This is a genomic window from Sphingomonas sp. Leaf10 (assembly GCF_001421245.1).
Classification (GTDB): domain Bacteria; phylum Pseudomonadota; class Alphaproteobacteria; order Sphingomonadales; family Sphingomonadaceae; genus Sphingomonas.
In genome coordinates, this window is record NZ_LMKE01000030.1 from 46,768 (window position 1) to 72,137 (window position 25,370).

Genomic DNA, 25,370 nt, shown 5'->3' on the forward strand with positions numbered 1-25,370 from the left:
CTGGCCGACCCACCCCCAACCCCTCCCTTGTCAGGGAGGGGGGCTATGCTTTCCCGCGCGAAATGCTCCGCCAGCGCCGCGTCAATGTCCTCGACCCGGATACCGCCCGGCTCCACCCCCGGACCCGCAAACCGAAGCTTGGCTGCCCACAAGAATTGTCTTAATTCAATTCCCACTGGATTGATGGACAATAGGCACCGTCAGGAGATCGGACATGTCGCGCATGCACCAAGATAGGGTTTCAGCCTTCACGCCGGCAACGGCCGGGGTGGCGCGACATGCCCGCACGGTGCGACCGGCATGAGCAGCACGCGGCAACGACGGCAAGCACGCCGCTTGGAATGGCCGACGCTGGCGGTCGCGGTGACGGTCTATGCCGGCTGGCTCGCGCTGACGTGGTTGCATCGCGCCATTCCCGCTCCGTTGCTGGCGCTGGCCGGCGGGTGGCTGATCGCATGGCATGGATCGTTGCAGCATGAGGTGATCCATCGCCACCCGACCGGCCGCCGCGCGATCGACGACGCGATCGGATTCTGGCCGCTCGCGCTGTGGCTACCCTACGCCATCTACCGGCGCAGTCACCTCGCCCATCATCGCAGCGCATGGATCACCCATCCGACCGCCGATCCGGAATCGCGCTACCTCGAAAGCGATGCCGGCACCGCCGGGATCGCGGCGCGGTTGCAGGGAACGCTCCTCCTTCGGCTGCTGCTCGGACCGTGGATCGCGGTCGCATCGTTCGCCGCCGCCGAACTGCGTCGACTGCGGCGTCACCCGATCGCGGTCGCGCGGGACTGGCTGCCGCATCTGGCGGGCTGTGCGCTCGTCCTCGGCTGGCTCGCATATAGCGGGTTGGGGCTTGGCCGGTATCTGCTGTGCTTCGTCTATCCGGGCACCGCGCTCACCCTGCTGCGCTCGTTCGCCGAACATCATGCCGACGCCCGTTCGCCGGGCCGTGCGGTCACGGTGCAGCGCGGCAGCATCTGGGGCGTGTTGTTCCTCAACAACCATCTGCACGCGGCGCATCATGAACGCCCCGCCCTCTCATGGTATCGGCTGCCGGCCTTTCAGCGCCGTCGCGCGGCGCGCCATGCGAGCGCGGGCGAGCCGAGCTATCGCAGCTATGGCGAGATCGCGCGCCGGTTCGCCTTCCGTCGCCATCATGTGATGGTGCATCCCGGCGTCGGGGCCGGAGCCGGGGCCGGATGACGCGCATGGTCGCCTCGCTCGGCATGTACGATCATCCGGGGCAGCATGCCGCCAACGATGCGTTGTGGCGCGCCATCGCGGCGGCGTTGCGCGACAGCGGGATCGATGCCCCGGAAACGCTGGACCGCAGTCGGAGCGTGGAGGATATCTGGCGCGACCCGCATCTGCTGTTCGCGCAGGCGTGCGGCTACCCGCTCGTCACAATGCCCGACCTGACGCTACAGGTCGTCGCCGCCCCCATATACGACGTCGCGGACGGTGGCAGCGGCGAGCATCGCAGCGTCGTGGTGGTGCGGGCGGACGATGCCGGGGACGGCATCGCTGCCTTTCGCGGCCGGATCGCTGCCGTCAACGGCCGGAACTCGAATACCGGCTACAACCTTCTGCGCGCGCTGGTCGTGCCGCACGCGCGCGACGGGCGCTTCTTCACCGCGGTGGTCGAAACCGGCGCGCATCATGCCAGCGCGGCGGCAGTGCGGGACGGCAGCGCCGATATCGCGGCGATCGACGCGGTCACCTTCGCCACATGGCAACGATACGAACCGGACCTCGCCGCCGCCTTGCGCATCGTCACCACGACGGCACCCTCGCCGACCCTGCCCTTCGTCACCGCCGCCGGCACCCCGCCTGCGGTCGTGGCGGCGCTGCGCGCGGCGCTCGGGCAGGCGGTCGCCGATCCGGCCCTCTCATCGGCGCGCGCGGCGCTGTTGCTCGCCGGCATACACGACGCCATCTTCGCCGATTACACCCCGCTGCGCACCCTCGCCGAACAGGCGCGCGCATCTTGCTATCCCGAGCTTCGCTGACCGGCGGGGACATGCCACCCGGCCTAGGGAAAAATACCAGCGACGCTATCGTTGAGAACCATAGCCCCCTGTCGATGACCGGCGCGTCCCGCTATAGAGGCGCCGGGTATCCGCCGCGCATGGTCGTGGCGGCATGACAGGAGGCGACATGCGCGACGAACCGGCTGGCAGCACGCACCCGGTGTCGCGGACCTCGATGACGATCGCCGCCTTTTCGACCGTGGTCGAATGGTACGACTTCACCCTGTACCTCTACCTTGCGACCATCCTGTCGCGGGTCTTTTATGGCGGCGGCACGGCGTCGCTGGTCGTGACGCTCGGCGGGTTCGCCGTATCCTATCTGATGCGACCGCTGGGCGCGATCGTGTTCGGGCAACTGGGCGACCGGCACGGCCGGCGGCGGATGATGCTGGCGTCGATGGCGCTGATGACCGTGGCGATGCTCGGCATCGCGCTGTTGCCGACCCGCGACGCGATCGGTCCGGCGGCGGGATGGCTGTTGCTGGCGCTGCGCTGTGTCATGGCCTTCTCGGTCGGCGGCGAATATACCGGCGTCGTCGCCTATCTCTACGAAGGCGCGCGGCCCGAGCGGCGCGGTCTCGTCACCTCCTCCGCCTCTGCGGCCAGCGAAGTCGGCGGGCTGCTCGCCGTCGGCATTTCGGCGACGACCGTCAGCCTGCTGCCGACCGCCGCGCTGGAGGCGTGGGGATGGCGCATTCCCTTCTTCCTCGGCGCGGTACTGGCGGCGATGGTCGGGATCGCGCGCTCGACGCTACAGGAATCGCCGGAGTTCGAACGGCAGCGCGCCAGCGGATCCGTGCCGGCGAACCCGCTGCGCCATGCCGTGACCCATCACCGTGCCGCGATCGCGCGCGGCTTCGCCATCTCGGCCCTGGGGTCGATCACCTATTATGTCGGGATCGTCTATGTCCCGACCTTCCTCACCACCACCGGCGCGATGGCGGAGGGGGCGGCGCTGTGGATGTCGACCGCCGCCGCCGTGATGGTGATCGCGGTGACCCCGGCGGTGGGGCTGTTGTCCGACCATGTCGGGCGCAAGCCGGTGTTGCTGGTCGCGTGCGTCGGCGCGGCGGTGCTGCCGATGACGATGTTCGCGTGGATGGCGGGCGCCGGTGCGGCCGCACTGGCCGGCGCGCTGGTGCTGGCGGCGCTGGGCGGGACGGTCAGCGCGGTCGGCGCGGTCGCGACGGCGGAGCAGCTCCCGGGCGAAGGACGTCTCAGCGGCCTTGCGCTGGGGGCGACGATGGCGACCGCGATCTTCGGCGGCCTCACCCCGCTGGTTTCACATCTGCTTCTCGAATACACCGCCCGACCCACCACCCCCGGCGCCATGATCGCGGTGGTGGCGGTGGCGGTCTTCCCGGTGCTGTGGACGCTCCGCAAACCCGCGCACGATCCACGCGCAACGGGATAGGCGATCGGCCAGGCGCAACCGCACAGCGGCGAGCGCAAATGACTGCTCCGTCACGACGGGTCAAAACCATGTCATCCCGCTCCAAATACGTTCCCGACCAAGACACAGCCCGTCCGCCAAAGCCAAAAGCCAGCGACGTTTTCGTCGTTTGTCGCACTGTGTGTCCGTTTGGAAATCTCCCGGTTACCGCCTACCGGTTGAGGAAGGACATGCTGCAAGCCGTGACGGACAAGGTGCATCAGACTACACACCTGCTGATCGTCGATGACGATCCCGGTATCCGCGAGCTGACCGCGGCGTTCCTGCACGGTCATGGCTATCAGGTCGATACCGCCGCCGATGGCGCGGCCATGCGTGCGGCGATGGCGGTACGGACCTACGACCTCATCGTCCTCGATGTGATGATGCCGGGCGAGGATGGACTGTCGATCCTGCGGTCGATGAACCGTTCGAAGGGACCGTCGGTCATCATCCAGTCGGTGATCGGTACCGATATCGACCGGATCGTCGGGCTGGAACTGGGCGCGGACGACTATATCGCGAAGCCTGCCAACCCACGCGAGTTGCTGGCGCGGGTGCGGTCGGTCCTGCGCCGCACGGCGGGGGGCGAAACGTCCGGCGCCGCTGGTCCGGCACGTCACTATCATCGCTTCGCCGGATGGCGGCTCGATGCAACCGGGCGGCAACTGTTCGATCCCGACGATGTCGCGATCAACCTGTCCGATGGCGAGTTCCGCCTGTTGCTGGCGTTGATCGAACATCCCCGGCTGGTATTGAGCCGCGATCAGTTGCTCGACCTGTCACGCGGCGTGAATGCGGAGCATTTCGACCGCGCCATCGATGTGCAGATGAGCCGGTTGCGCCGCAGGCTCGCGCGCGAGGGTAGCGAGGAATTGATCCGTACCATCCGCAACGAAGGCTATCTCTTCACCGCCGAAGTCACCCGCGGATGACGGGTAAGCGCGCGGCGGCCTCAATTGCGGTGCCGATCTTCCTGCTGGTCATCGCCGCCATCGTTGCGGCGACGGCGGTGACCTTCGCCATCACCTTCGCCGGACCGCCGCCCCGCCCCGCGCCCGTCTCGCTGCGCGATGCCGTCGCCGCCCTGCGCGGCATGCCATTACCGAACGCGGCGCAGGCCGATCTGATCGTAGCGACCGGCAGCGCACCGATCGCTCGCGACGGCGAACGACCCGATCCCGATCGCGACGCTCAATTGCGGCGGATGATCGGGGGCGGCGAGGTGCGAGGCTATTATGCCGAACCGAAGCTGGGGGGCAGCGAAGCGTTGCGGGGCAGCTTCACCCTGGGTTGGCATGACGGCAAACGCTGGCACGTCGTGCGCAGCGCACCCGACCGGCTGTTCCGTCACTGGCTGTCGGTGACCCTCGGCGGGATGGCGGCGGCGATGCTGGTCATGGCGATGATCGCATGGTGGATCATCCGCGCGATCGCCCGGCCGCTGCGCGATCTGGCGCAGGGCGCGCGAGCGGCACGGCCCGGCATCGCTCCGCCACCGGTCGACGGCCCGCGCGAAGTCCAGCTGTTGAGCGCGGAACTCACTGCAATGCACGAGCGGCTTGCCGGCCATGCCGACAACCGCACCGCCATGCTGGCCGCGATAGCGCATGATCTGGGTACGCCGTTGTCGCGCATCGCCTATTGGATCGAACAGCTTCCCGACACCGCCCGGCTACGTGCGGTCGCCGATATCGAGGAAATGCGCGCGATGCTGGGCGACGTGCTGCGCTTCGCCCGCGACGATCGCCATGCCGGCCACATCACCGTCGATCTGGGGAGCGTCCTCGAGGCGCTCGTCGACGACCTGGCCAGCGCTGCTGTGCCGGTGACCATCGATGATGGCCCGCGGGTGCTGGTACGCGGCGATCCGGCGGGCCTGCGGCGACTGTTCGCCAATCTGGTCGACAATGCAGTGCGCTACGGCCATGCGGCACATGTCGACTGGCAGGTCGCCGAGGATGCGGTGACGGTCCGCATCGATGATCAGGGGCCGGGATTCGATCCGGCGCTGGGCGACCGGCTGTTCGAACCGTTCGTGCGCGGCGATCCGTCGCGCAATCGTGCGACCGGCGGCACCGGGCTTGGCCTGGCGATCGTCCGGTCACTGACCGAGGCGCATGGCGGTCGCGTTACCCTGCGCCATGGCGAACATGGCGGGCGGGTCGAAGTCATGCTGCCGCTCGTCTGATGCGGACCCGCAACATGTTGTAACATCATCGTGACCCGGTGAAATATCGCGGAGCGGTCGGGGGGGCAGAGCATGGGCACGAACCAGGAGACGCCCCATGCCGCAGCACGACGCAATCGAAGACCACGACCTCGGCCTCGCCCACGACCTGAAGGTAATCGCCGCGATGACCGATCGCCGCCGCGCGCTGCGCCTCTTCGCCGGGGTCGGTACGGCGGCACTGCTGACCGGATGCGGCAGCGATTCGAGCGCCAACGGCACCGTTACGGCGGCCGCTACTCCGACGCCCACGCCAAGCCCCACCCCGACGCCGACCGCGACCGCCACCACGACCCCTGCGACCGGTGCCTGCCTTGTCGATCCGACCGAGACCGCCGGCCCCTATCCGGCCGATGGCACCAACACATCGAACGGATCGACCTCGAACGTGCTGACCAGCAGCGGCGTGGTACGCAGCGATATCCGGTCAAGCTTTCTGAATGGATCGACCACGACGGCATCGGGCGTGGCGCTGAAGCTGACGCTAACCGTGGTCAACGTGAACGCCGCCTGCGCACCCCTCGCCGGCTATCTGGTCTATCTATGGCATTGCGATGCGCAGGGCCGGTACTCGCTGTACGACGTGCCGGGGGAAAGCTGGCTGCGCGGCGCGCTGGTCACCTCGCAGCTCGCGATGCCAACGGCGGCATGCAGCGCGATCTACAGCGGCTCGGCACTCTACAGCAGCAGCGTCGCAAATTATTCGCGCGTGTCGACCGCCAACGACAATGTCTTCGGCGACAATACCGCCGCGCAGATCGCGCAACAGACACCGACACTGACCGGATCGGTTGCGGAAGGCTATGTCGGCACGGCGATCATCGGGTTGGCACGCTGACCATGTGCGGGCGTCCACGCCTCGCATCGGGCTTTCCAAACCGGCCGCTCTTTCCTCCGGTTCGTTGCGTGCCCAGCCAATAAGCCGACGCAACAACGGATCACCCATTGCCAGCGTTGGCATCTAAGGTATTTTTGGTCTATATGTGAAGGACTGTCTCACAAAATGAGACAACCTTCCCGGCAAAGCGGGGGGCAGCTGCAGGAGAGGTAGATGGATCGTTCGATCAGTCGCTTGGCGATGCTGATCGCTGGTTTGGCATTCCCCCCTTTGGCGGGGGCAACCGATCGCATCACGACACCGCTGAACACGAACTGGCATTTCGTACAAGGTGATCCGGAAGGTGCCGAACGGGTCGACGCCAGCGTCGAGGGCTGGCGCACGGTATCGGTTCCGCACGACTGGGCGATTGCCGGACCTGTGGCGGCGGATGCGAAGGCGGGCGGCGAGAACGGCTTCTTTCCGACCGGCATTGCCTGGTATCGGCGCGACCTGAACATCACGCCCGTCCCCAACCGTCGCTACTTCGTCGAGTTCGACGGCATCATGGAGCGTAGCGGTGTCTGGGTGAACGGCCATCATGTCGGCTATCGACCGATGGGCTATGTGTCGCTCCGCTATGACATTACGCGCCATCTCCGACCGGACGGCCACAACGTCATCGCCGTGCGAGCGGATACCGCGGCCGCGCCATCGTCACGCTGGTATAACGGGTCGGGCATTTACCGTCATGTCCGCCTGATCGAAACCGACGACGTTCATATACCGCAAGGCGGCGCGTTTGTCCGCGCATCGTTTGTCGACGCGGATACGGCGACGTTGTCGGTTTCGACGGAACTTCACAATGCAGGCGGCGTATCGCGCGACGCCGTGATCGAAGTGATCGTTACCGATCCCGCCGGGCGCGAAGCCGGGCGAATGCGGTCGCCCGCGACGTCGCTGCCCGCCGGTCGCACGCAGATGGTCGGCAACGCGCTGCGGATCAGGTCGCCGCGCCGCTGGGACGTGAACGATCCGGCAATGTACCGCGCCACGATCCGCGTTCTCGATGGCAATGACCGCGTACTCGACACCGAAAACGTCCCGTTCGGTGTTCGCCAGGCCGAGTTCCGCGCCGACACCGGCTTCTGGCTGAACGGACGGAACATCAAGCTGAAGGGCGTCGCGCTGCATCACGATGGCGGTGCGGTCGGCGCGGCGGTGCCGATCGCCGTGTGGCGACAGCGGCTGACCGCGCTGAAGTCGCTCGGCGTCAACGCGATCCGCACGGCGCATAATGTGCCAAGCCCGGAATTGCTGGACCTGACCGACGAACTCGGCCTGCTGGTCATGGACGAATGGTTCGATCAATGGAACGTCGCCAAGACGCCCGAAGACTATCACCTGTTCTTCAGCGATTGGCACAAGCGCGACGCCGCCGACATGATCCGGCGCGACCGCAATCATCCCAGCATCGTCATCTGGAGCGCGGGTAACGAGATCCACGACACCGCCTACCCGGTACAGGCGAAGGCGGCGCTGCGCTCGCTGCTCGACATCGCCCATGCCAACGACCCGACCCGCCCGGTGACGATGGGGCTGTTCCGCCCGAACGTGACCGGCGACTATGCCAACGGCTTCGCCGACATGCTGGACGTCGTCGGCCAGAATTATCGCGAGAACGAACTGGCGGCCGCGCATCGCCAGGATCCACGCCGCCGCATCCTCGGCACCGAAAACGGCCACAACCGCACCAACTGGCTGCCGGTCCGCGACAATCCGGCCTATGCGGGCATGTTCCTGTGGACCGGCATCGACTATCTGGGCGAAGCGAACCGGGCGGGTTGGCCCTTCATCAGCCGGCATACCGGGCTGCTCGATCGGACCGGCGCGCCGCATATCCGCGGGCTGGAACGCTCAAGCTGGTGGTCGGAGACGCCGGTCATCCACGTCGTGCGCAACGCCATCCCCGACGCCGCGGGGCCGGCGACCGATGGCGCTGGCGGGCCGAACCAGCCCGTGCTGCCGACCATGATCGCCGTCGCCACGCCGCAGCCGCCGGTCGCGCTTTTCGACGACTGGACCCCGGCGAACGCCGCACCCCACCCGGAAACGATCGAGGTCTACAGCAATTGCCAACGGGTGGAGGCGTTCCTGAACGGTCGTTCGCTGGGCAGCCTGCCGATCAACGCCGATGCGTCGCCGCGTCGCTGGGCCGTCACCTATGCTCCGGGCGAAGTGCGCGCCATATGTCGCGACCCCGGCGCCGCCGGAATTTCGGATCGTTTGCGCACCGCCGGTCGTCCGGCCGCTATCCTACTGTCCGCCGATACGGCGACCGTCGGGTCCGATTTCGACAGCATGACCTATGTCCGGGCAACGGTTGTCGATGCCAGGGGCGTGACCGTGCCCGACACGGAACATCTGCTGCACTTCGCGGTGGACGGGGCGGGCGAACTCATCGCCACCGACAACGGATCGGTGACCGACCATCGGCCCTTTGCCTCGCCGGATCGGCAGACGCGCGATGGACGCGCCGTCGCCCTGGCCCGGGGGGCCGGCGACGGTCGTTTCGCCGTGCGCGTCAGTGCCGACGGCCTGTCGCCCGGAACGATCCGGCTCCGATCGCGGAGGAATGTGGACATGAGCCGCGACCGTGGCGGGGCGGGGGACGGTCGCACCGGATAGGGTTCTTCCCCGATGCCCCGGGCAGGGCCACTTTACCGAAATCGGTTCCCGACGCGGTTTGCTAAACGGAGAGAAGCCGCCGAAGCCTTAAAACTGCCGTCGCAGCGACCGAATTGCCGATACATTGTCGCGACGCGACCGCTCCAGCCTCGCCTCTTCGCTGGACCGCTCCGCCGACGGCAACGCTGCATTTTCGACGATCGCGGCGCTATTCGGCGAACCGGCTTGCCCGGCGTTCGCGACCGATGGTGGTGCTGGCGATGGTGTTTCGACTGCGTCCTGCGAAACGGTATAGTCCGCCAACGGCGGGATCGCCGTACCGGCCGGCAGGTCAGCCTTCCGGGACGCCGCCCCGACCGCGGAAACCGCCTTCGTCATCGGTTGCCTTTCAGCGGTAGCGACGGGCGGGGCAACGATGTCGCTCCTCGTCGCGATGACCGGCGTGTCGTCCTCCATGGCTGGCGCGGCAACGAACTTGAACGATGGTCCGGACACGGCCGGTCGGTTCGCTACCACAGGCGCAGGGCGCGAATCCACTCGGTCGCTCGAACCCCCGGGTCGCAGGAACTGGAGCGTCCCGACGATCGCCAGGACGATCGCCAGCACGGGTACGGTCACCAGCAACAAGGGAGCGTGCGCCCTGTATCGCGACAGGTCGAACGGCGACCGGGGCCTTCCGGTCGGCACGTCCCGATCGGCACCCAGCCCGAGGATCGAAGCCAGATCGGCATCGAGTGTCGCATCACCGAACGCATCGATCGCAGCCATCACGACTCCCCGCTGACATGGAGTTGCTGGCGACCCAGCGCCTGTGCGACACCCTTTTCGTAATAGGCCTTGTAGATCGCATCGTCGCGTGCCGTGGGTGGCGCGACGTCGGTGTCGGTGTGCAGCGTCCACGTCCGGCCGTCCTCGATCCCCAATGCCGTCAACTGGCCGGTCCGGTACGCGCCGGTATCGATACCGATCCGGTTCGGCCGAACGACCGGCCCCTTCTCGCTGGTCGTATGGCCGTGGACGATCGTCACACCATGATGGGCGTCGGATTCCAGAAATTCGTCGGCGATCCACAACAGGTCTTCGGGATCCTGCTTGCGCAGCGAGACCCCCGGCCGGATACCGGCATGCGCGAACAGATACCCGTCATATTCGCAATAGAGGGGCAGGCCCGCCAGCCAGTCGATCGTGGCCTGTCCGACGGCGGCGGCGGCGATCCGCATATTCTCCGCAGTGGCGGGCGCATCGGCAACCACCGGATCGACGCCCCAGCTGAGCAACGTTTCGGTACCGCCCGATCGTAGCCAATGCGCATATACCGCCGGGTTGCCGCGCAGCCCCTCGACCATCATGTCTTCGTGATTGCCCTTCAACACGACGAAGCGATCACATGCCTGCGAAAGCGTCCGGCATCCCCGAACCATGCGTGCGGCATCCGGCCCATGGTCGATGATGTTGCCGAGCAGCACGATCATCGTCGATACGGGCAGCCGTCGCGCCTGATCACGCTCGATCAGGTGCAGGAGGCGGGCGAACAGGTCGAAGCGGCCGTGCACGTCGCCGATGGCGTACACCCGCTGCACGGTCCTGGCAGTAAGTCGACGACCCTGGATCATGTCACAACCCCGTCGCGTGCACCGCTCATCTACGGTCGCGATTGAAGAACCCCATGGAAACGGCCAGCCCGGCCGACAGGTCCGCCGCCCCGCGCGACAGGCCGGCAGTTGCGAACCCGGTCAGCCGCAGCGATCGGACGATCCGCGTCGATGCCCCTGCGAACAGTTCATGGGCATCATCGATCAGCGTCGTCGCCGACCGGGCATAGTGATAGGATGCCAGGATGAACGTCTCGTCGCTGATCGCATAGGAAGCGCCGCCCGATACCGCCGATCCGTTGCGCAGCGTATAAGTCGGGGTGTCGCCCAGGAAACGATAGGTAAAGGACACGAACGGCGTGACCCGCCCCACCGGCACCGACCAGTCCACGCCGACCGCATAATCGTTCTCGCCGCTCGACAGGCCGCTGCCCTGCGTGGCGGTGTTGATCTTGGCCCGACCCGACAGCTCGATCTCGACGGGCGAGTCCGACGACGCAAAGGTATAGGACGCGCCGAGCGTGAGGTCGCCGAACCCTTCGGCCGTCCGTCGCGTCGCCGATGTGTCGGGCGCGACCAGCACCGGCGTCGCATCGATACCGGTAAAGATCGTCGACCGGCTCTGGATACGCATCCATGGCAGCGACGCCGAAACGGTCAGGTCACCCGCACGAAGCCGGCCGCCGATCGCGGTGTTCCATATCGTCGATTTGGTGTCGGTGCCGAACTTGCCCTGTGCATAGAGCAGCCCGAGCGACAGGTCGGCCCGCAGCCCGTCATCGTCGAGGCGTTCCATCGCCTGCGGCACGCTGCTCGGCGATACCGTCGACGTCGCGCTCGACGGAGAAACCGGACCGGACAGATCGTAACTGGTATCGCGGAACGTGGCTTCGTCATCGCGACTGCCGCTCCGGTCCTGCGCCATCGCCGGACAAGCCGATAGCAGGACGGTCGCTACGAGGATTGCTCCGGCTGGCAAGCCCATTCGCCTCTCCTTTTTCCAGTCCCTTAGCATGTTTCCGGAATGTTTGGCATTATGTAATGGTTCGACGACGTCGACCTGACCGAACCCGCGCTGCTGTTCGGCTTTCCTGCCTTGGCGCAACCGGCCCGTCCGCGCCGCGATCGCTTAGCGACGCTGCTGACGGCGACGAACACCGACGAGTACGAATGGGGCAATATAGAACCACGCCGCAAAAATGGCCCCACCGAAGGGGTTGCGTCATGAAGGCACAGATCGATCGGAAACCGCCCTACAGCCGCGTCCGCAGCGTGATGCCATAGGTTCGCGGATCGCCCAGCGTCCCGGTGATCGCGCCGGTATTGGCGGCGGCATGCGACAGGAAATAGGTTTCGTCGGTGACGTTGCGGCCCCACAACTGGATATCGAACAGCCCGTCCTCGGTGCGGAATCCAAGGCGCAGGTTGAGCAGGTCATAGGCCGGGATCACCGAATAGCGGCTGAGGCTCGTGGTGGTGTTGGTGTCCGAGCGATAGCGTCTCGGGCGCGATCACCGGATTGGCGGCGAACTGCCCGGTGGTGGTGATGTTGGCGAGGTTCAGCCCGCCGAACTTGTTGCCGCGCGCATAGGTGACATAGTCCAGCACCGGTTCGGCGACCTTCCACGACAGCGTCGCCTGTCCCGACAGCCGCCCTTCGCTGGTCTCCGCTTCATAGCGATTGGCAATGCCGTAGCGCGACCGGATCGTCTGCGCCGCCACTTGCTGTGCGGCGGTCAGCCCTGCCAGCGACCGACCGGTCGCGCCCTGATCGAAGTAGCCGGTCTTGGTCTCATAGGTATAGCGAAGGCCGGTGGTCAGATCGACGCCCGGCACGACATGCCATGTCGTCTGTGCGAACGCGGCATAGCTGTCGGTGACCGGCCGCGACTGGCTGACGACGTTGTAATCGTTGAGCGCCGCCGCCCCGACCGCAGCATTGGTGGTGGGCGGCAGGAACCATTCGGCCGCACGGCTGCCATAGCGGTTGACCGCCTCGGCCCGGATCGACTGGTAGGGATAATAGAGGCCCGCGACATAATCGACCGGCCGGTCGCCGTTCGACGCGATGCGCAGTTCCTGGCTGACCTGTTTCTGCTCGTTGCTCTGGTGGAACTCGGCGCCGGCATCGATGCTGGTGCTGTCGCCGTCATTGTGCGGATACCAGTTCCACGCGCGATAGGCGGTGACCGAGGTCAGCGTCGCCGCCCCCAGATCGAGATCGGCGGTCAGGTTCAGCCCATGCTGGTTCATCGCATAGCGCGGGTTGGCATCGACGTCGGTGGTGCGCAGCTTCGGATCGGCCGGAACCGGCGTGTAGCCGAGCCGCGCCGCCCGGTCGTAATAGTTGTTCGCAAAATTGGTGCCGTTGTCATAGGTCCGGATCGCACCGAGCAGGATGCTGCCGGCGGTGAACGAATGCTGCCCGCCCCAATCGCCGATCAGCCGCAGCGTCAGCGTATCGGTCGGCTACGAACTCTTCTACCGCCGCGCGCTGCGCGAGGGCGACTGGACGGCGGTGTACCTGCCCGCCGGTACCAATCGCCATACCCGCAAGGGGGTGAGCACCGGCCGCTGGCAATTGTTCGACGTCGCCCGCGACCCCGGCGAGACCCGCGACCTCGCGGCGGCCGAACCGGCGTGGCTGGCCGAACTGGTCGCCGCCTATGACGCCTATGCGAAGGACAAGGGCGTCGTCCCCCTGCCCGTCGCTGCCGTACCGACTACCGGAGGTGCGAAGCCATGAAGTGACCAACCTCCAGTTCGCCGCCTTCGTCGCAGCCACCGGCCATCGCACCCGCGCCGAGCGCGACGGCGGCTCGGCGGTGTTCGTGGCCCCTGCCGAACCGGTGCCGCTCGACGATGCGGCGCACTGGTGGCGGTTCGTGAAAGGTGCCGACTGGCGTCATCCACAGGGACCGGGCAGCGCGCCCGACGGCCATTGGCAGGACCCGGTCGTCCATGTCGACCGCACCGACGCCGCCGCATATGCCGCATGGGCTGGCGGCTTCCTGCCCGGCGTCGAACAATGGGAACGTGCCGCCCGCGCCGACCAGACGACTGCGCGCGACGCGATGGCGTGGGCGTTCGACCATGGGAAGACCCGCGCCAATGTGTGGGAAGGCGTCTTCCCGCTGATCGGTACCGCCGCCGACGGCTATGCCGGCATCGCCCCCCGTCGCGCGTTTTCCCGCCAACGGCTTCGGCCTGTACGACATGGTCGGCAATGTCTGGGAATGGGTCGCGGGCGACGGCGCGGTCGGGCTGGTCAAGGGCGGCAGCTTCCTGTGCGCGACCAATTACTGCGCGAATTTCCGCCCCGCCGCCTTTCAGGCACAGGAACAGGATTTCCCGACCTAGCACATCGGCTTCCGCATCGCCTATCGCTAACCCCCGCCCGTCCCTTTGACGTACCGCGATACCGCGCCTGCCGTCGTCCGGCCCCTTTACGGATGCGATGCGGGCGCAGCGGGACGGACCGGCGGGACAGCCGCTGCGGCGGCGTCCGCCGCTTCGGCCGCGTTCGCCAGCCGCCGCGCGAGAAAGGCGCAGGCGATCAGCTGCAACTGGTGGAACACCATCACCGGCAACAGCACGACACCGACCTGCGCTGCGGGAAACAGCACACCCGCCATCGGCACGCCGGTCGCAAGGCTCTTCTTCGACCCGCAGAACCGCATCACCGCCGCATCGGCCGGATCGAGCCGCATCAGGCGCGCGATCAGCCCGGTCAGCACCAGCACCACCGCCAGCAGCGCCGCGCACCATCCGACCAGTTCGGCCAGTTCGATCGCTCCGACCTGCGACCACAGCCCGGCGACCACCGCCGCGCCGAACGCGGTATAGACGACCAGCAGGATCGATCCGCGATCGAGCGTGGTGACCAGCCGCTTGCGCGCCGCGATCCAGTCCCCGATCCACGGGCGCAGCAAATGCCCCGCCGCGAACGGCACCAGCAATTGCAACACGATCGAGCGCACGCTGTCGAACGACAGGTCGACCCCGCCACTGCCCGGCAGCAGCAGCGCGGCCAGCGCAGGCGTGATGGCGATGCCGAGCAGGTTGGACAGCGACGCGCTGCACACCGCCGCCGCGACGTTGCCGCGCGCGATGGCGGTAAACGCGATCGACGACTGCACCGTCGAGGGCAACAGTGTCAGGAACAGCAACCCGGTGGCAAGGTCGGGTGGCGGCAGTCGGCTGCCGGTAATCAGCAGGCCGAGCAGCGGGAACACCACGAAGCTGACGCCGAGGACGGCGAGATGCAACCGCCAGTTCCGTACCCCGGCCAGCAAAGCGCTGCGCGACAGTTTCGCGCCATGGACGAAGAACAGCGCGACGATCGCGGTATCGGCGGCGACGTCGAAGACCGGCACCCCGACACCGCGTGGTGGCAGGACCGTCGCGATCAGCACCGTCGCCAACAGCATCAGGATATAAGGCTCGATGGTGGCGAGCAGTCGGCGGATCATGGGCACTCCGGTCACGCGGGGGATCCGCAGTCCGGTAGGTCGAATAGCTCCGGGTGGGAACCGGCAATGGCACCTGTCGCGCAGGATATCTCTGCGAAAGCCGCGCGCTCCGCCGGGCACGACTTCGCGGAGGTTTCCCTATAGGGTTTCGGTCCTGCCGCCCGTTCGGCCCTGCGTTGGAAAAGCCGTGACACCGAAAATCTATCTGTCCGCCGATCGCCTGCTCGAGGATTCGTTCCGCCTCGCCAACCTCGTCTGCGACTCCGGATTCCGTCCGACGCATATCGTCGGCATCTGGCGCGGCGGGGCGCCGGTCGGCATCGCGGTACAGGAACTGCTCGAATATCGCGGGGTGCAGAGCGACCATATCGCCATCCGCACCGCCTCCTACACCGGCATCGACCAGCATGAGCCGCAGGTCCGCATCTATGGTCTCGGCCATCTGGTCGACGTCCTCAATCCCGAGGACCGGCTGCTGCTGATCGACGATGTGTTCGATTCGGGCCGGTCGATCCGCGCCCTGTTGCAGGAGTTGAAGGACCGATGCCGCAACAACCTTCCCGACGAGGTGAAGGTCGCGACCGTCTATTACAAACCCTCGCGCAACGTGACCGACCTGAAGCCCGACTTCTTCGTCCACCAGACCAGCGACTGGCTGATCTTCCCGCACGAAATCAACGGCCTGACCACCGACGAAATCCGCGCGCACAAACACGGCGCGGATATCATCCTGCGCTGACGATGGCGGGGCGACCGCTCGCCCCGCGTTAGTTTGATCCACTGCGTGGGAGCGGGCAGGTGCCGCCCTGATCCGGCTTCGCCGGATCAGACTCTAACTGCTCGCGATCGCCACTTCCTGCACGTCGCCGATCACCACCCCGACCCGCTGGTGGAGTCCGTGCGGCGGAATGTCGAGGATACGGTCGCGACCGTCGGTCGCGGTGCCACCGGCCTGTTCGACCAGCATCGCCATCGGGTTCGCCTCGTACAGCAGCCGCAGCCGCGCCTTGCCGGCCTCGCGATGGTCGGCCGGGTATAGGAACACGCCGCCACGCTTCAGGATGCGGTGGATGTCGGCGACCATCGATGCGGTCCAGCGCATGTTGTAATCGATGCCGAGCGGCCCTTCCGAACCTGCGATGCGTTCCTCGATATAGCGGGTGATCGTCGGCGACCATTGGCGACGCCGCGCCATGTTGATCGCGAATTCGCGAGTACCGGCGGGAATGCGCATCGGCCCGTCGGTCAGCCGCCACGAACCGACCTCGCGGTCGAGGGTGAACTCATACACCCCGTCGCCGACCGTCAGTACCAGCAGCGTCTGCGGCCCGTAGATCGCGTAGCCCGCCGCCACCTGATCGCGGCCGGGTTGCAGGAAATCGGCCTCGGTCACGTCGCGCCCGGCGCAATCCTCGGGCGCACGCAGCACCGAAAAGATCGTGCCGACCGACAGGTCGACATCGATGTTGCTCGACCCGTCGATCGGATCGAACAGCAGCAGATATTCGCCCTTCGGATAGCGATTGGGGATGCGATGGATCGTCTCCATCTCCTCCGACGCCATCCCCGCCAGATGCCCGCCCCATTCATTGGCATCGAGCAGCAGTTCGTTGGCGATCACGTCCAGCTTCTTCTGGACCTCGCCCTGCACATTCTCGCTGCCGAGCGCGCCGAGCACGTCGCCCAGCGCCCCCTTCGAAATCGCATGGCCGATCGTCTTGCATGCCCGCGCGACGGTTTCGATCAGCAGGCGGAGTTCCGCCGGACAGCTTTCGGCGTCGCGGCGCTGCTGTTCGATCAGGAACCGTGACAGGGTGATCGCGCCGTGCGCCGCCGGTTGGGGATTCGTCATTCGCTGTCCTTTTGTCGGCCTGCCGGCGCTCGCCCCTGTATGCGGTGCATTCGTTTCGCGCGGAAGACAGGAACGACGCACGGCGATGCGGAACGACGGCGCCGGCAACCCGTTCGGGCCGCAGTAAAAACCACAAGCGTATCGACGGGAAACAGGAAGCGGATCATGGACATAGCCGTAACGACGCTGGTCGAACGCATTGCGCGCACGCTGGCCGGGCTGGATCACAGCGTGAACGGTGCCGGACGCGAGACGTCGGCGGCGACCAGCGTCGACGAAACCTGGCGCGCCTATCTGGCGCAGGCCGATGCGGTGCTGCGGACGATCCGCGAACCGTCCGAAGCCATGTCGGCGGCCGGCGACCCGGCGATCTGGTCGGCGATGATCGACGCCGCGATCGCCGAGTCCGAGACGGTCTGACCGACCCGAACCGGACGGACCGCGTGGGAGAACACGCGATCCGCCCGGCCGACCTCAATCCTTGAACGGGTTGAGCGTCTCGATCGTGCCGTCGGGGCGGAAGGTCAGTTCGGTGATCTTGGCCGATCGCAGATGGTTTTTGTTGGTCAGTTGCGTATCGTGATACGCAAGATACCATTTACCGCCGAATTCGAACACCGATCCATGGCTGGTCCACCCCTGTACCGGTTCGAGGACGCGGCCGGTATATTTGAACGGACCATAGGGCGTATTGCCGATCGCATAGGCGAGGTAGTGCGTGTCGCCGGTCGAATACATGTAATAATATTTGCCGCCACGCTTGAAGACCCATGACCCTTCGAAGAAGCGCCGGTCATGGTCGCCGCCCAGCACCGGCTTGCCGTTTTCATCCAGGATCGTCGCATCGCGCAACGGCTCGGCCAGCTGCTTCATGTCGGGGCCGAGGCGCGCGACCTTGCCCGACAGCGCGGGCTTGTCGTCCTGCTTCAGGTCGGTATCGCCGGCATTGGCATCATATTTGCCGGTCGCCCAACGCTGCAACTGCCCGCCCCAGATGCCGCCGACATAGAGATAGCTCTGCCCGTCGTCGTCGGTGAACACCGCCGGGTCCATCGAATAGGCGCCCTCGATCGGCTTCGGTTCCGCCTTGAACGGTCCGACCGGCGAGGATGAGGTGGCGACGCCGATGCGGAACACGCCCTGTCTGTCCTTGGCCGGGAAATACAGATAATAGGTGCCGTTCTTGTACGCGGCATCCGGCGCCCACGCCTTTTCCGACGCCCACGGAATTTGCTTCAAGTCGAGCGCCACCGGGTGCACCGTCACCGGGCCACCCGGCCGGTCCATGCTCAGCACCTGATAGTCGTGCATCGCATATTGGCTGCCCAGATCGTCGTCGGGAATACCGGCATCGACGTCATGGCTGGGATAGACATAGATCTTGCCGTTGAAGACATGCGCGGACGGATCGGCGAAATACAGATCCTTGACCAGCGGCTGCGCCAGATAGCGCTTGCCCTCCGGACTGCGCGCCTCGTCGCTCGCATTACCCGGTGCGGCGGCGTTGGCGGCGGCATCGTTCTGCACGGCATTGTCGGCGGAACACCCCGCAAGGAGCGCCAGCGCGGCCGCAGCCGCCGGAAATTTCATCGAAAGACGCAACAGCCCATCCTCTCATCTTGGTCCGGCGCGGCTTATGCCGCTGCTGCGATAGCGCTACCATTCGCGGCACGCCGCCCGCAAGAGGCTGGGCGTCGGGACGTCCGGAGGTGATGCCGACGGGCGGAGCCGTTCGTGCTGCGTAGGGGCTGGGCTTGTCGAAAACCCGTATCGAAGCACTCGCTCCAGGCGGTCCTCCGATACACCATTCCAATAGGGCCAATGGCTACTCAAGACGAACGGGTCAGCCTCCTTACACCCGTGATATTTATGGCACATTCAACAATTTAGTAGGTCGCGCCTACATTTCCCCCTTGCCGCTGCCGCGTACGAATATTCTTATACCGATACGCCCGACGGGCTATAAAACGGGGAAACATCGTGAAACTGTCACATCTGTATGTGGCCACGGCGTTGACGCCGCTGGCCATCGCTATTGCTTTGCCTGCCGCCGCCCAGACCATCGCCACCGATACGCAGACCAGCCCGGTGCCGGACCCGACCCAGGTGCCGAGCGATGCCGAAAACCCGCAGTCGCCGAATGCCGATAGCGCCACGGCAACGACCGGCGCCGACATCGTCGTCACCGGCTCGCGCATCCGCCGCGACGAATTCTCGGTCGCCGAACCGATCACCGTCATCGGTCGCGGTGAGATCACCCAGGCCGGGTTCGCCAGCGTCGGCGATGCGCTGCAAAGCAACGCGGTGGCGCAGGGCGCGTCGCAGATCAACAGCGCCTATGGCGGCTTCGTCACCGATGGCGGCGGCGGCGCGAACACGCTCGGCCTGCGCGGCCTCGGCCCCAACCGCACGCTGATCCTGCTCAACGGCCGCCGCCTGGCGCCGGGCGGCACGCGCGGCTCGCTGCTCGCCGCCGACCTGAACGTCCTGCCCAACGCGATCGTCGAACGGATCGAGGTGCTGAAGGCCGGCGCGTCGTCGGTCTATGGTTCGGATGCGGTCGCGGGCGTGGTGAACATCATCACCGACCAGAAGCTGACCGGCCTCCAGCTCAATTTCCAGATGAACGTGCCCGAGGTCGGCGCCGGCATCGATCGCCGCGCCAGCGCCAGCTTCGGCTTCAACAATGATCGCCTGAGCGTCATCGGTTCGGCCGAATATCGCAAGCGCGACCTGCTGTCGCGCAACGACGTGCCCTTCTTCGGCTGCCCGATCGGCGGGTTCCTGAACGGCGAAGGATCGGCCTTCGGTTCGGGCGACAATTTCTCGCCCGACGATCCCCGCGCCTGCTTCACGCTCGATAATGGCGGGGTCACGATCAACACGCTGGGCCTGCCGACCCGCAACGCGATCGGGCGAACCAGCGGCACCGTCGGCCGCTTCAACCGCTTCGTGCCCGCGCCCGGCCAGACCACCGGCCCCTTCCCCGGCTATCTCGGCGTCGGCACCTACGACCGCGACACCTTCGATCCGCGGCAGGAAGAAGAGCCGCTCATCAACGACACCGAAATCTACACCGGCTATCTCTCGGCCACCTACAAGCTCGACTTCCTCGGCAACGCCGAAGTGTATGGCGAATTGCTGGCGACGCGGCGCAAATCGTCGACCGACCTCTATCGCCAGTTGTCGCTAGACTATCTGCAGGGCAGCCCGCTGCTTCCCGAAGATATCCGCGGCGGCCTGTTCGCCAATCCGACCAATACGTCCAGCGGCCGCAACATCGCGGCGCGCGCGTTCATCGGCTATGGCATGACTTCATCAGCACAGACGGTGGATTATGTCCGCGCCTCGGGCGGGGTGCGCGGCGACTTCTTCTTCCCCGACTGGCGCTATGACGCCTATATCGGCAAGTCGTTCAACGACGGTACCTACGAAGCCGAATCGTTCCTGATCGATCGTCTCGCCAATTCGCTGAACGTCACCGCCAACGGCAACGGCACCTTCAGCTGCGCCAGCATTGCCTCGAACGCCAATTGCGTCGCCGCGCCGTTCCTGACCGCGGCGGTGGTCGGCGGCCAGCTGTCGACCGACTTCCGCAACTACATCGTCCAGAACACGATCGGGAAGACCCGCTTCCGCGAGACGACCTACGCGTTCAATATCGACGGTCCGCTGGTCCATCTGCCCGCCGGCGAAGTGCAGGTCGCGCTGGGGGTCGAGCATCGCCGGCAGAGCCTGAACGACCAGCCCGACCTGAATTCGGTCAACGGCAACCTCTATGGCCTGACCGCCGCGACGCCGACGGTCGGCAAGGACAATGTGAAGGAAGGCTTCGGCGAAATCTTCGTGCCGCTGCTCGAGGATCAGCCCTTCTTCTACCGCCTGAACTTCACCGGATCGGCGCGCTATACCGACTATGCCTCCTATGGTTCGGACGTGACCTACAAGGTCGCAGGCGAATGGGAACCGATCCGTGGCTTCGGCATCCGTGGCAGCTATGGCACGTCATACCGCGCGCCGGCGCTGGCCGAACAGTTCCTCGGCGCGACCAGCGGCTTCCTGCCCACCACCAGCGATCCGTGCAGCGCGCTGCCGGTTGCGGGCGAACAGTCGCCGAACCAGCAAATCATCGCACGCAACTGCGCCTCGATCGGCCTGCCGGCGGACTTCGAACAGCGCAACGGCATCACCTCGTTCCGCGTCGGCGGTGCCGAGGCGGGACTGAGCGCCGAGACCTCGACCAACTGGACGCTCGGTGCGGTGCTCAGCCCGCGCCTGCCCGAATCGATCGGGCAGCTTTCACTGTCGCTCGACTATTTCGACGTGAAGGTCGACAATGGCGTATCGGACCTTAGCGGCACGACGATCCTGCAGCGCTGCTACGGCAACGCCAACTTCAACCCGACCGAAGGATTCTGCCGGTTCGTCCAGCGCGACACCAACCAGGCGCTGACCGTCACCAGCAGCTTCGTCAACCTGTCGGAAAACATCGTCAAGGGCTTCGAATTCAACGGCCGCTACGCCCGCGAACTGCTCGGCGGAAAGTTCATCCTGAACGCCAACGTCACGAAATATACCGAACAGTCGACGCGCCTGTTCCCGGAGGAATTCCTGACCGATTCCAACGGCATCCTGACCGCGCCGGACTGGGTCGGCAATTTCGACGCGACGTTCAGCATCGATCCGGTCACGATCCGCTACGGTCTCGACTGGACCGGTGGCGATCGCAACCGGACCTATGACTATTTCGGGTTCGACAATCTGACCGGCGAGATCGACCCCGATGTGGTCCGGGAATATCGCGACAATTATTATTTCGAGGCTCCCAGCTACTTCCTGCACTCACTGTCACTGCAGTTCAACGTGCAGAAACAGTATCAATTCACCTTTGGCGTCCGCAATCTGCTCGATACGAAACCGCCGCGTATTACGTCGTTCCAGTTTACGACTATCGGCAACGCCCCGCTCTATTCGGGCTACGACTATGTCGGCCGGCAATTCTTTGCCAACGCCAACATCAAGTTCTGATGACCCGGAAAGGCCCCGAGCGATCGGGGCCTTTCTCGTTTGCCGGTGGTACCAGACCGGTTTCACAAATTACGAATGACAGCCTTCTCAAACCCGTTTAATATGTGACGTATAGTATCACATAGTGGAACAACCTGCGTAGATGGGTGGTCCGGTACAGGGAGAGGGACATATGGCCGTATTTCGTGTTGCTTCATATCGTGGGGCATCGGTTGCCGCCTTGGCATTCGCGCTGGGCGCGGCATCGCCGGCGATGGCACAGGACGTGCCCGCCGACACCGGCGGCGACACCGCCACCCCTGAACAAGTTGACGAAGGCGAGATCATCGTCACCGGCTTCCGCGCCTCCCTCAACAGCGCGCTCGGGCAGAAGCGGCGCGAGACGGCGGCGGTCGACAGCATCGTCGCTGAGGATATCGGCAAGTTCCCCGACGCGAACCTCGCCGAATCGATGCAGCGCGTGCCAGGCGTCGCGCTGGCGCGCGGCGATGGCGGCGAGGGGCGCAACATCTCGGTCCGCGGCCTCGGCGCCGGCTTCACCCGCGTCCGCATCAACGGCATGGAGGGTACCGCCCAGACCGGATCGTCCGACATCTATGGCGCGGGCAACAATGGCCGCAGCTTCGACTTCAACGTCTTCCCGACCGAAATCTTCTCCGCGCTGTCGGTGCGCAAGACCCCATCGGCCGATGTCGAGGAAGGGTCGCTCGGCGCGACGGTCGACCTGTCCGCCCCCAAGCCCCTCGACTCACGCGAGGATTTCGTGCTGACCGCGACGGCACGCGGCATCTGGAACGAATTGTCGAAGCGGGTCGACCCACGCGCATCGATGCTGGTGTCGAAGAAGTTCGCCGACGGCACCTTCGGCGTGCTCGCCTCGGTCGCCTATCAGAAGCGGCATCTGCGCGAGGTCGGCTATTCGGCGGTCGATATCCTGTCGGCGAACACCAATGGCCTGTTCTGCTCGCCCATCGGCGTGACGCCGATCTATCCAGCCGTCGGGACCAAGGGCGCGACCGCGACCGACTGTTCGACGAACAACCCGCGTACCGGCTCGGTCGCTGCCTATAACACCATCTCCGGCCTGCGCCGCGCCGACCTGCCCAACACCCCGGGCAGCGGTGCGTTCTTCCCGCGCCTGCCCCGCTACCTCAATTCCGAACAGGATCAGGAACGGATTGGCGGTACCTTCACCGTCCAGTTCAAGCCGGACGACAATACCGACATCTCGGTCGACCTGCTCTATTCGCGCTTCGACGTCACCCGTCGCGACAATTACATTGCCGGCATCTCGTTCGGCCGGGCGATCGGCAATAACGGGCAACCAATGGTGTCGGTGCGCGACGTCGAGTTCAACGAGAACGGTTCGCTGGTCTATGGCCTGTTCGACGGCGTCGACGTCCGTTCCGAAGGGTTGGTCGACCACTTCGTCTCGACCTTCAAGCAAGCCAATTTCAACCTGAAGCACCGCTTCAACGACGCGCTCGAACTGACCATGCTGGTCGGGCGCAACCAGTCGGTATGGGACGGACGCAAGCGGTTGCAGACGTTCATGGACGTGATCGACAGCGACAATTTCTCGATCGATTTCCGCGGCAAGGGCAGCACGCCGACGATCGGCTTCGGCTTTGACGTCGCCAACCCGGCGAACTTCAACTATACCCCCGGCCTGTCCGACGGCACCGTGCTCGGCGGCTTCAGCTTCCAGGGCAAGCCGTCCAAGAACACCACCGACAACATGACCGGTGAGGTCAATCTGGGCTGGACCGTGGCCGAAGGCTTCACGGTCAAGGCCGGCGGCCAGTATCGCGAGAGCGATTTCGTCTCGTCCTTCCTGCGCCCGTTCAACGCCGACACCGTCGTCCGTGCGCTGCCCGCCGGCACCAGCCTCGCCAGCATCACCCGCCAGATCGAGGGGGTCGGCGACCTGTTCGGATCGGGCGCGCCCAACGCATGGGCGGCGATCGATGCCGACAAATGGGCGTCGACCTTCGGCTACGACCAGGTCCGCTATTGCGGCGTCGAATGCGGCGCCGGGCGCAGCCGGGTGAAGGAAGAGGTCAAGGGCGCCTATCTGATGGGCAATTTCGACCTGACCGACATGGTCGGGCTGGGCCTGCGCGGTGATGTCGGCGTGCGCTATGTCAAGACCGACCTGTTCACCTCGGGCTATATCGCCGTCGCCCCGCCTGCCGGACAGACTTCGCCCACCAACCTGGTCGGTCAATATGCGCAGGCGCGGCGCGGTTATCAGGACTGGCTGCCTTCGGCCAATATCGTCGTCGAACCGGTCCGCGACCTGCTGGTCCGCCTGTCGGGGGCAAAGGTCATGACCCGCCCCGAACTCGGCATTTTGACGCCGACCAGCGGCGTGAACCCGGTGACCCGCGTCGGCAACGTCAACAACCCGTTCCTCGAACCGATCCGCGCCAACACCTTCGACGCCGCGATCGAATGGTATTTCAAGCCCGGTTCGCTGCTCTCGGTCGCCTATTTCTACAAGGATATCAAAAGCTATATCCAGAATGTGAACAGCCAGATCCCGTTCAACGAACTGGGCCTGCCGAACGCGCTGCTGGAAAACAGCCAGACGTCGCCGACCGAATTGTTCACCGTGTCACAGCCGTTCAACACCCCCGGCGGCCCGCTCAAGGGCTTCGAGGTCAATGCGCAGTTCCGTCTCGACTTCCTGCCCGGTTTCTTAAGCAATTTCGGTGTGCTCGGCAACTATACGCGCGTGACGTCGGAGATCGAATATATCCTCGCCAGCGTCGGCGGGGTGCCGACCGTCACTACCACCAACGATCTGGTCGGCCTGTCGAAGAACACCGCGTCGGGAACGCTGTATTACGAGGATGACAGGTTCAGCATCCGCTCGACCGCCAACTACCGCGACCGCTTCATCCGCGGCATTCCGGCCTCGCCCGGCAGCGATCTTCAGGGCAACAAGCCGACGCTCTACGTCGATGCTTCGGCATCCTATGGCATCACTGACAATATCAAGCTGATCGTCGAGGCGACCAACCTGACCGACGAACGCAACGTCCTCTACACCGACAGTGTTCGGCAGGACACGCTGTTCGAAACGCGCATCGGCCGGACGGTCACAGCCGGCGTCAACGTCCGGTTCTGACGGATGATCCTGCTCCCCTCCCTGAAAAAGGGGACTGTTTACACCGGCAGCATTTTGGATTCTTGTCTGTTCCCGAGGGTTGAGACAGGG

Annotated in this window: 21 protein-coding genes and 1 pseudogene; 14 read left to right on the plus strand and 8 right to left on the minus strand. The window is 65.6% G+C overall.

The window, feature by feature from the left end:
• Positions 1 to 300: 300 nt before the first annotated feature.
• The 7 genes from ASE59_RS15145 (at position 301) to ASE59_RS15175 (ending at position 9,203) form a co-directional block, all read left to right on the plus strand.
• The gene (locus tag ASE59_RS15145; RefSeq protein ID WP_056458062.1) at positions 301 to 1,209 is read left to right on the plus strand and encodes a fatty acid desaturase; all 909 of its coding nucleotides are present in this window, start codon (positions 301 to 303) and stop codon (positions 1,207 to 1,209) included.
• Complete coding sequence (locus ASE59_RS15150) at positions 1,206 to 2,015, plus strand: phosphate/phosphite/phosphonate ABC transporter substrate-binding protein (RefSeq protein WP_156360107.1); 810 nt, start codon at positions 1,206 to 1,208, stop codon at positions 2,013 to 2,015. Before ASE59_RS15145 ends, ASE59_RS15150 begins: the two co-directional genes overlap by 4 nt.
• Before the next feature lie 148 nt (positions 2,016 to 2,163).
• Positions 2,164 to 3,450 carry an MFS transporter gene (locus ASE59_RS15155; protein WP_056458065.1) on the plus strand — a complete coding sequence of 429 codons (1,287 nt, stop codon included), beginning with the start codon at positions 2,164 to 2,166 and terminating at the stop codon, positions 3,448 to 3,450.
• Between the two features lie 209 nt (positions 3,451 to 3,659).
• On the plus strand, positions 3,660 to 4,403 hold the full coding sequence (locus tag ASE59_RS15160) for a response regulator (protein WP_056458069.1): 744 nt from the start codon (positions 3,660 to 3,662) through the stop codon (positions 4,401 to 4,403).
• Complete coding sequence (locus ASE59_RS15165; protein ID WP_056458073.1) at positions 4,400 to 5,659, plus strand: sensor histidine kinase; 1,260 nt, start codon at positions 4,400 to 4,402, stop codon at positions 5,657 to 5,659. Before ASE59_RS15160 ends, ASE59_RS15165 begins: the two co-directional genes overlap by 4 nt.
• A gap of 97 nt (positions 5,660 to 5,756) precedes the next feature.
• The gene (locus ASE59_RS15170) at positions 5,757 to 6,536 is read left to right on the plus strand and encodes an intradiol ring-cleavage dioxygenase (protein WP_056458077.1); all 780 of its coding nucleotides are present in this window, start codon (positions 5,757 to 5,759) and stop codon (positions 6,534 to 6,536) included.
• Positions 6,537 to 6,749: 213 nt separating this feature from the next.
• Entirely contained in the window at positions 6,750 to 9,203 is a 2,454-nt protein-coding gene (locus ASE59_RS15175; protein ID WP_056458080.1) for a glycoside hydrolase family 2 TIM barrel-domain containing protein, read from the plus strand.
• A gap of 87 nt (positions 9,204 to 9,290) precedes the next feature.
• On the opposite strand, the gene ASE59_RS15180 is transcribed toward ASE59_RS15175, so the two are convergent.
• The 5 genes from ASE59_RS15180 to ASE59_RS15200 form a co-directional block, all read right to left on the minus strand.
• Positions 9,291 to 9,971 carry a hypothetical protein gene (locus ASE59_RS15180; RefSeq protein ID WP_056458083.1) on the minus strand — a complete coding sequence of 227 codons (681 nt, stop codon included), beginning with the start codon at positions 9,969 to 9,971 and terminating at the stop codon, positions 9,291 to 9,293.
• On the minus strand, positions 9,971 to 10,816 hold the full coding sequence (locus ASE59_RS15185; protein ID WP_082458497.1) for a metallophosphoesterase family protein: 846 nt from the start codon (positions 10,814 to 10,816) through the stop codon (positions 9,971 to 9,973). Before ASE59_RS15185 ends, ASE59_RS15180 begins: the two co-directional genes overlap by 1 nt.
• A 25-nt stretch (positions 10,817 to 10,841) precedes the next feature.
• Positions 10,842 to 11,720 (minus strand): hypothetical protein, encoded by an 879-nt coding sequence (locus tag ASE59_RS15190; RefSeq protein WP_056458089.1) that lies wholly within the window; start codon positions 11,718 to 11,720, stop codon positions 10,842 to 10,844.
• A 328-nt stretch (positions 11,721 to 12,048) separates the two neighbouring features.
• Positions 12,049 to 12,246 carry a TonB-dependent receptor gene (locus ASE59_RS20750; protein WP_056458092.1) on the minus strand — a complete coding sequence of 66 codons (198 nt, stop codon included), beginning with the start codon at positions 12,244 to 12,246 and terminating at the stop codon, positions 12,049 to 12,051.
• Positions 12,230 to 13,252 carry a TonB-dependent receptor domain-containing protein gene (locus tag ASE59_RS15200; protein WP_321163232.1) on the minus strand — a complete coding sequence of 341 codons (1,023 nt, stop codon included), beginning with the start codon at positions 13,250 to 13,252 and terminating at the stop codon, positions 12,230 to 12,232. Before ASE59_RS15200 ends, ASE59_RS20750 begins: the two co-directional genes overlap by 17 nt.
• Here ASE59_RS15200 and ASE59_RS15205 point away from each other — a divergent pair.
• The 3 genes and pseudogenes from ASE59_RS15205 to ASE59_RS20945 all read left to right on the plus strand — a co-directional run bounded on the left by ASE59_RS15205 (position 13,194) and on the right by ASE59_RS20945 (position 14,155).
• Positions 13,194 to 13,541 (plus strand): hypothetical protein, encoded by a 348-nt coding sequence (locus tag ASE59_RS15205; protein ID WP_056458098.1) that lies wholly within the window; start codon positions 13,194 to 13,196, stop codon positions 13,539 to 13,541. The genes ASE59_RS15200 and ASE59_RS15205 overlap by 59 nt on opposite strands.
• Positions 13,471 to 13,869 (plus strand): annotated as a pseudogene (locus tag ASE59_RS20940) (SUMF1/EgtB/PvdO family nonheme iron enzyme); the annotation flags it as partial. The gene ASE59_RS15205 and the pseudogene ASE59_RS20940, both read left to right, overlap by 71 nt.
• 85 nt (positions 13,870 to 13,954) lie before the next feature.
• Positions 13,955 to 14,155, plus strand: coding sequence for a formylglycine-generating enzyme family protein (locus tag ASE59_RS20945; RefSeq protein WP_056458104.1), 201 nt, complete (start codon positions 13,955 to 13,957; stop codon positions 14,153 to 14,155).
• A gap of 86 nt (positions 14,156 to 14,241) precedes the next feature.
• On the opposite strand, the gene ASE59_RS15220 is transcribed toward ASE59_RS20945, so the two are convergent.
• Positions 14,242 to 15,267 carry a bile acid:sodium symporter family protein gene (locus ASE59_RS15220; protein ID WP_056458107.1) on the minus strand — a complete coding sequence of 342 codons (1,026 nt, stop codon included), beginning with the start codon at positions 15,265 to 15,267 and terminating at the stop codon, positions 14,242 to 14,244.
• Positions 15,268 to 15,454: 187 nt separating this feature from the next.
• Here ASE59_RS15220 and ASE59_RS15225 point away from each other — a divergent pair, with 187 nt between their 5' ends.
• A complete protein-coding gene (locus ASE59_RS15225) occupies positions 15,455 to 16,006 on the plus strand; it encodes a phosphoribosyltransferase (protein WP_056458110.1) in 552 nt (183 codons plus the stop codon).
• Between the two features lie 93 nt (positions 16,007 to 16,099).
• Here ASE59_RS15225 and ASE59_RS15230 read toward each other — a convergent pair whose 3' ends face one another.
• The gene (locus ASE59_RS15230; protein WP_056458113.1) at positions 16,100 to 17,119 is read right to left on the minus strand and encodes a class 1 fructose-bisphosphatase; all 1,020 of its coding nucleotides are present in this window, start codon (positions 17,117 to 17,119) and stop codon (positions 16,100 to 16,102) included.
• Between the two features lie 165 nt (positions 17,120 to 17,284).
• Here ASE59_RS15230 and ASE59_RS15235 point away from each other — a divergent pair, with 165 nt between their 5' ends.
• Positions 17,285 to 17,539, plus strand: coding sequence for a hypothetical protein (locus tag ASE59_RS15235; RefSeq protein WP_056458116.1), 255 nt, complete (start codon positions 17,285 to 17,287; stop codon positions 17,537 to 17,539).
• Positions 17,540 to 17,593: 54 nt separating this feature from the next.
• Here the strand turns inward: ASE59_RS15235 and ASE59_RS15240 are convergent, their stop codons facing one another.
• Positions 17,594 to 18,709 (minus strand): glycoside hydrolase family 43 protein, encoded by a 1,116-nt coding sequence (locus ASE59_RS15240; RefSeq protein WP_082458498.1) that lies wholly within the window; start codon positions 18,707 to 18,709, stop codon positions 17,594 to 17,596.
• 390 nt (positions 18,710 to 19,099) lie between these two features.
• Here ASE59_RS15240 and ASE59_RS15245 point away from each other — a divergent pair, with 390 nt between their 5' ends.
• Complete coding sequence (locus ASE59_RS15245) at positions 19,100 to 22,147, plus strand: TonB-dependent receptor plug domain-containing protein (protein WP_056458120.1); 3,048 nt, start codon at positions 19,100 to 19,102, stop codon at positions 22,145 to 22,147.
• Positions 22,148 to 22,319: 172 nt separating this feature from the next.
• Positions 22,320 to 25,280, plus strand: a complete 2,961-nt coding sequence (locus tag ASE59_RS15250) for a TonB-dependent receptor (protein WP_056458123.1) — start codon at positions 22,320 to 22,322, stop codon at positions 25,278 to 25,280.
• Positions 25,281 to 25,370: the final 90 nt, after the last annotated feature.

Coding starts and splice junctions, on each gene's coding strand:
- ASE59_RS15145 (WP_056458062.1), top strand. CDS start 301: ATGAGCAGCACGCGGCAACGACGGCAAGCACGCCGCTTGGAATGGCCG.
- ASE59_RS15150 (WP_156360107.1), top strand. CDS start 1,206: ATGACGCGCATGGTCGCCTCGCTCGGCATGTACGATCATCCGGGGCAG.
- ASE59_RS15155 (WP_056458065.1), top strand. CDS start 2,164: ATGCGCGACGAACCGGCTGGCAGCACGCACCCGGTGTCGCGGACCTCG.
- ASE59_RS15160 (WP_056458069.1), top strand. CDS start 3,660: ATGCTGCAAGCCGTGACGGACAAGGTGCATCAGACTACACACCTGCTG.
- ASE59_RS15165 (WP_056458073.1), top strand. CDS start 4,400: ATGACGGGTAAGCGCGCGGCGGCCTCAATTGCGGTGCCGATCTTCCTG.
- ASE59_RS15170 (WP_056458077.1), top strand. CDS start 5,757: ATGCCGCAGCACGACGCAATCGAAGACCACGACCTCGGCCTCGCCCAC.
- ASE59_RS15175 (WP_056458080.1), top strand. CDS start 6,750: ATGGATCGTTCGATCAGTCGCTTGGCGATGCTGATCGCTGGTTTGGCA.
- ASE59_RS15180 (WP_056458083.1), bottom strand. CDS start 9,971: ATGGCTGCGATCGATGCGTTCGGTGATGCGACACTCGATGCCGATCTG.
- ASE59_RS15185 (WP_082458497.1), bottom strand. CDS start 10,816: ATGATCCAGGGTCGTCGACTTACTGCCAGGACCGTGCAGCGGGTGTAC.
- ASE59_RS15190 (WP_056458089.1), bottom strand. CDS start 11,720: ATGGCGCAGGACCGGAGCGGCAGTCGCGATGACGAAGCCACGTTCCGC.
- ASE59_RS15205 (WP_056458098.1), top strand. CDS start 13,194: ATGCTGCCGGCGGTGAACGAATGCTGCCCGCCCCAATCGCCGATCAGC.
- ASE59_RS20945 (WP_056458104.1), top strand. CDS start 13,955: ATGCCGGCATCGCCCCCCGTCGCGCGTTTTCCCGCCAACGGCTTCGGC.
- ASE59_RS15220 (WP_056458107.1), bottom strand. CDS start 15,267: ATGATCCGCCGACTGCTCGCCACCATCGAGCCTTATATCCTGATGCTG.
- ASE59_RS15230 (WP_056458113.1), bottom strand. CDS start 17,119: ATGACGAATCCCCAACCGGCGGCGCACGGCGCGATCACCCTGTCACGG.
- ASE59_RS15235 (WP_056458116.1), top strand. CDS start 17,285: ATGGACATAGCCGTAACGACGCTGGTCGAACGCATTGCGCGCACGCTG.
- ASE59_RS15240 (WP_082458498.1), bottom strand. CDS start 18,709: ATGAAATTTCCGGCGGCTGCGGCCGCGCTGGCGCTCCTTGCGGGGTGT.
- ASE59_RS15250 (WP_056458123.1), top strand. CDS start 22,320: ATGGCCGTATTTCGTGTTGCTTCATATCGTGGGGCATCGGTTGCCGCC.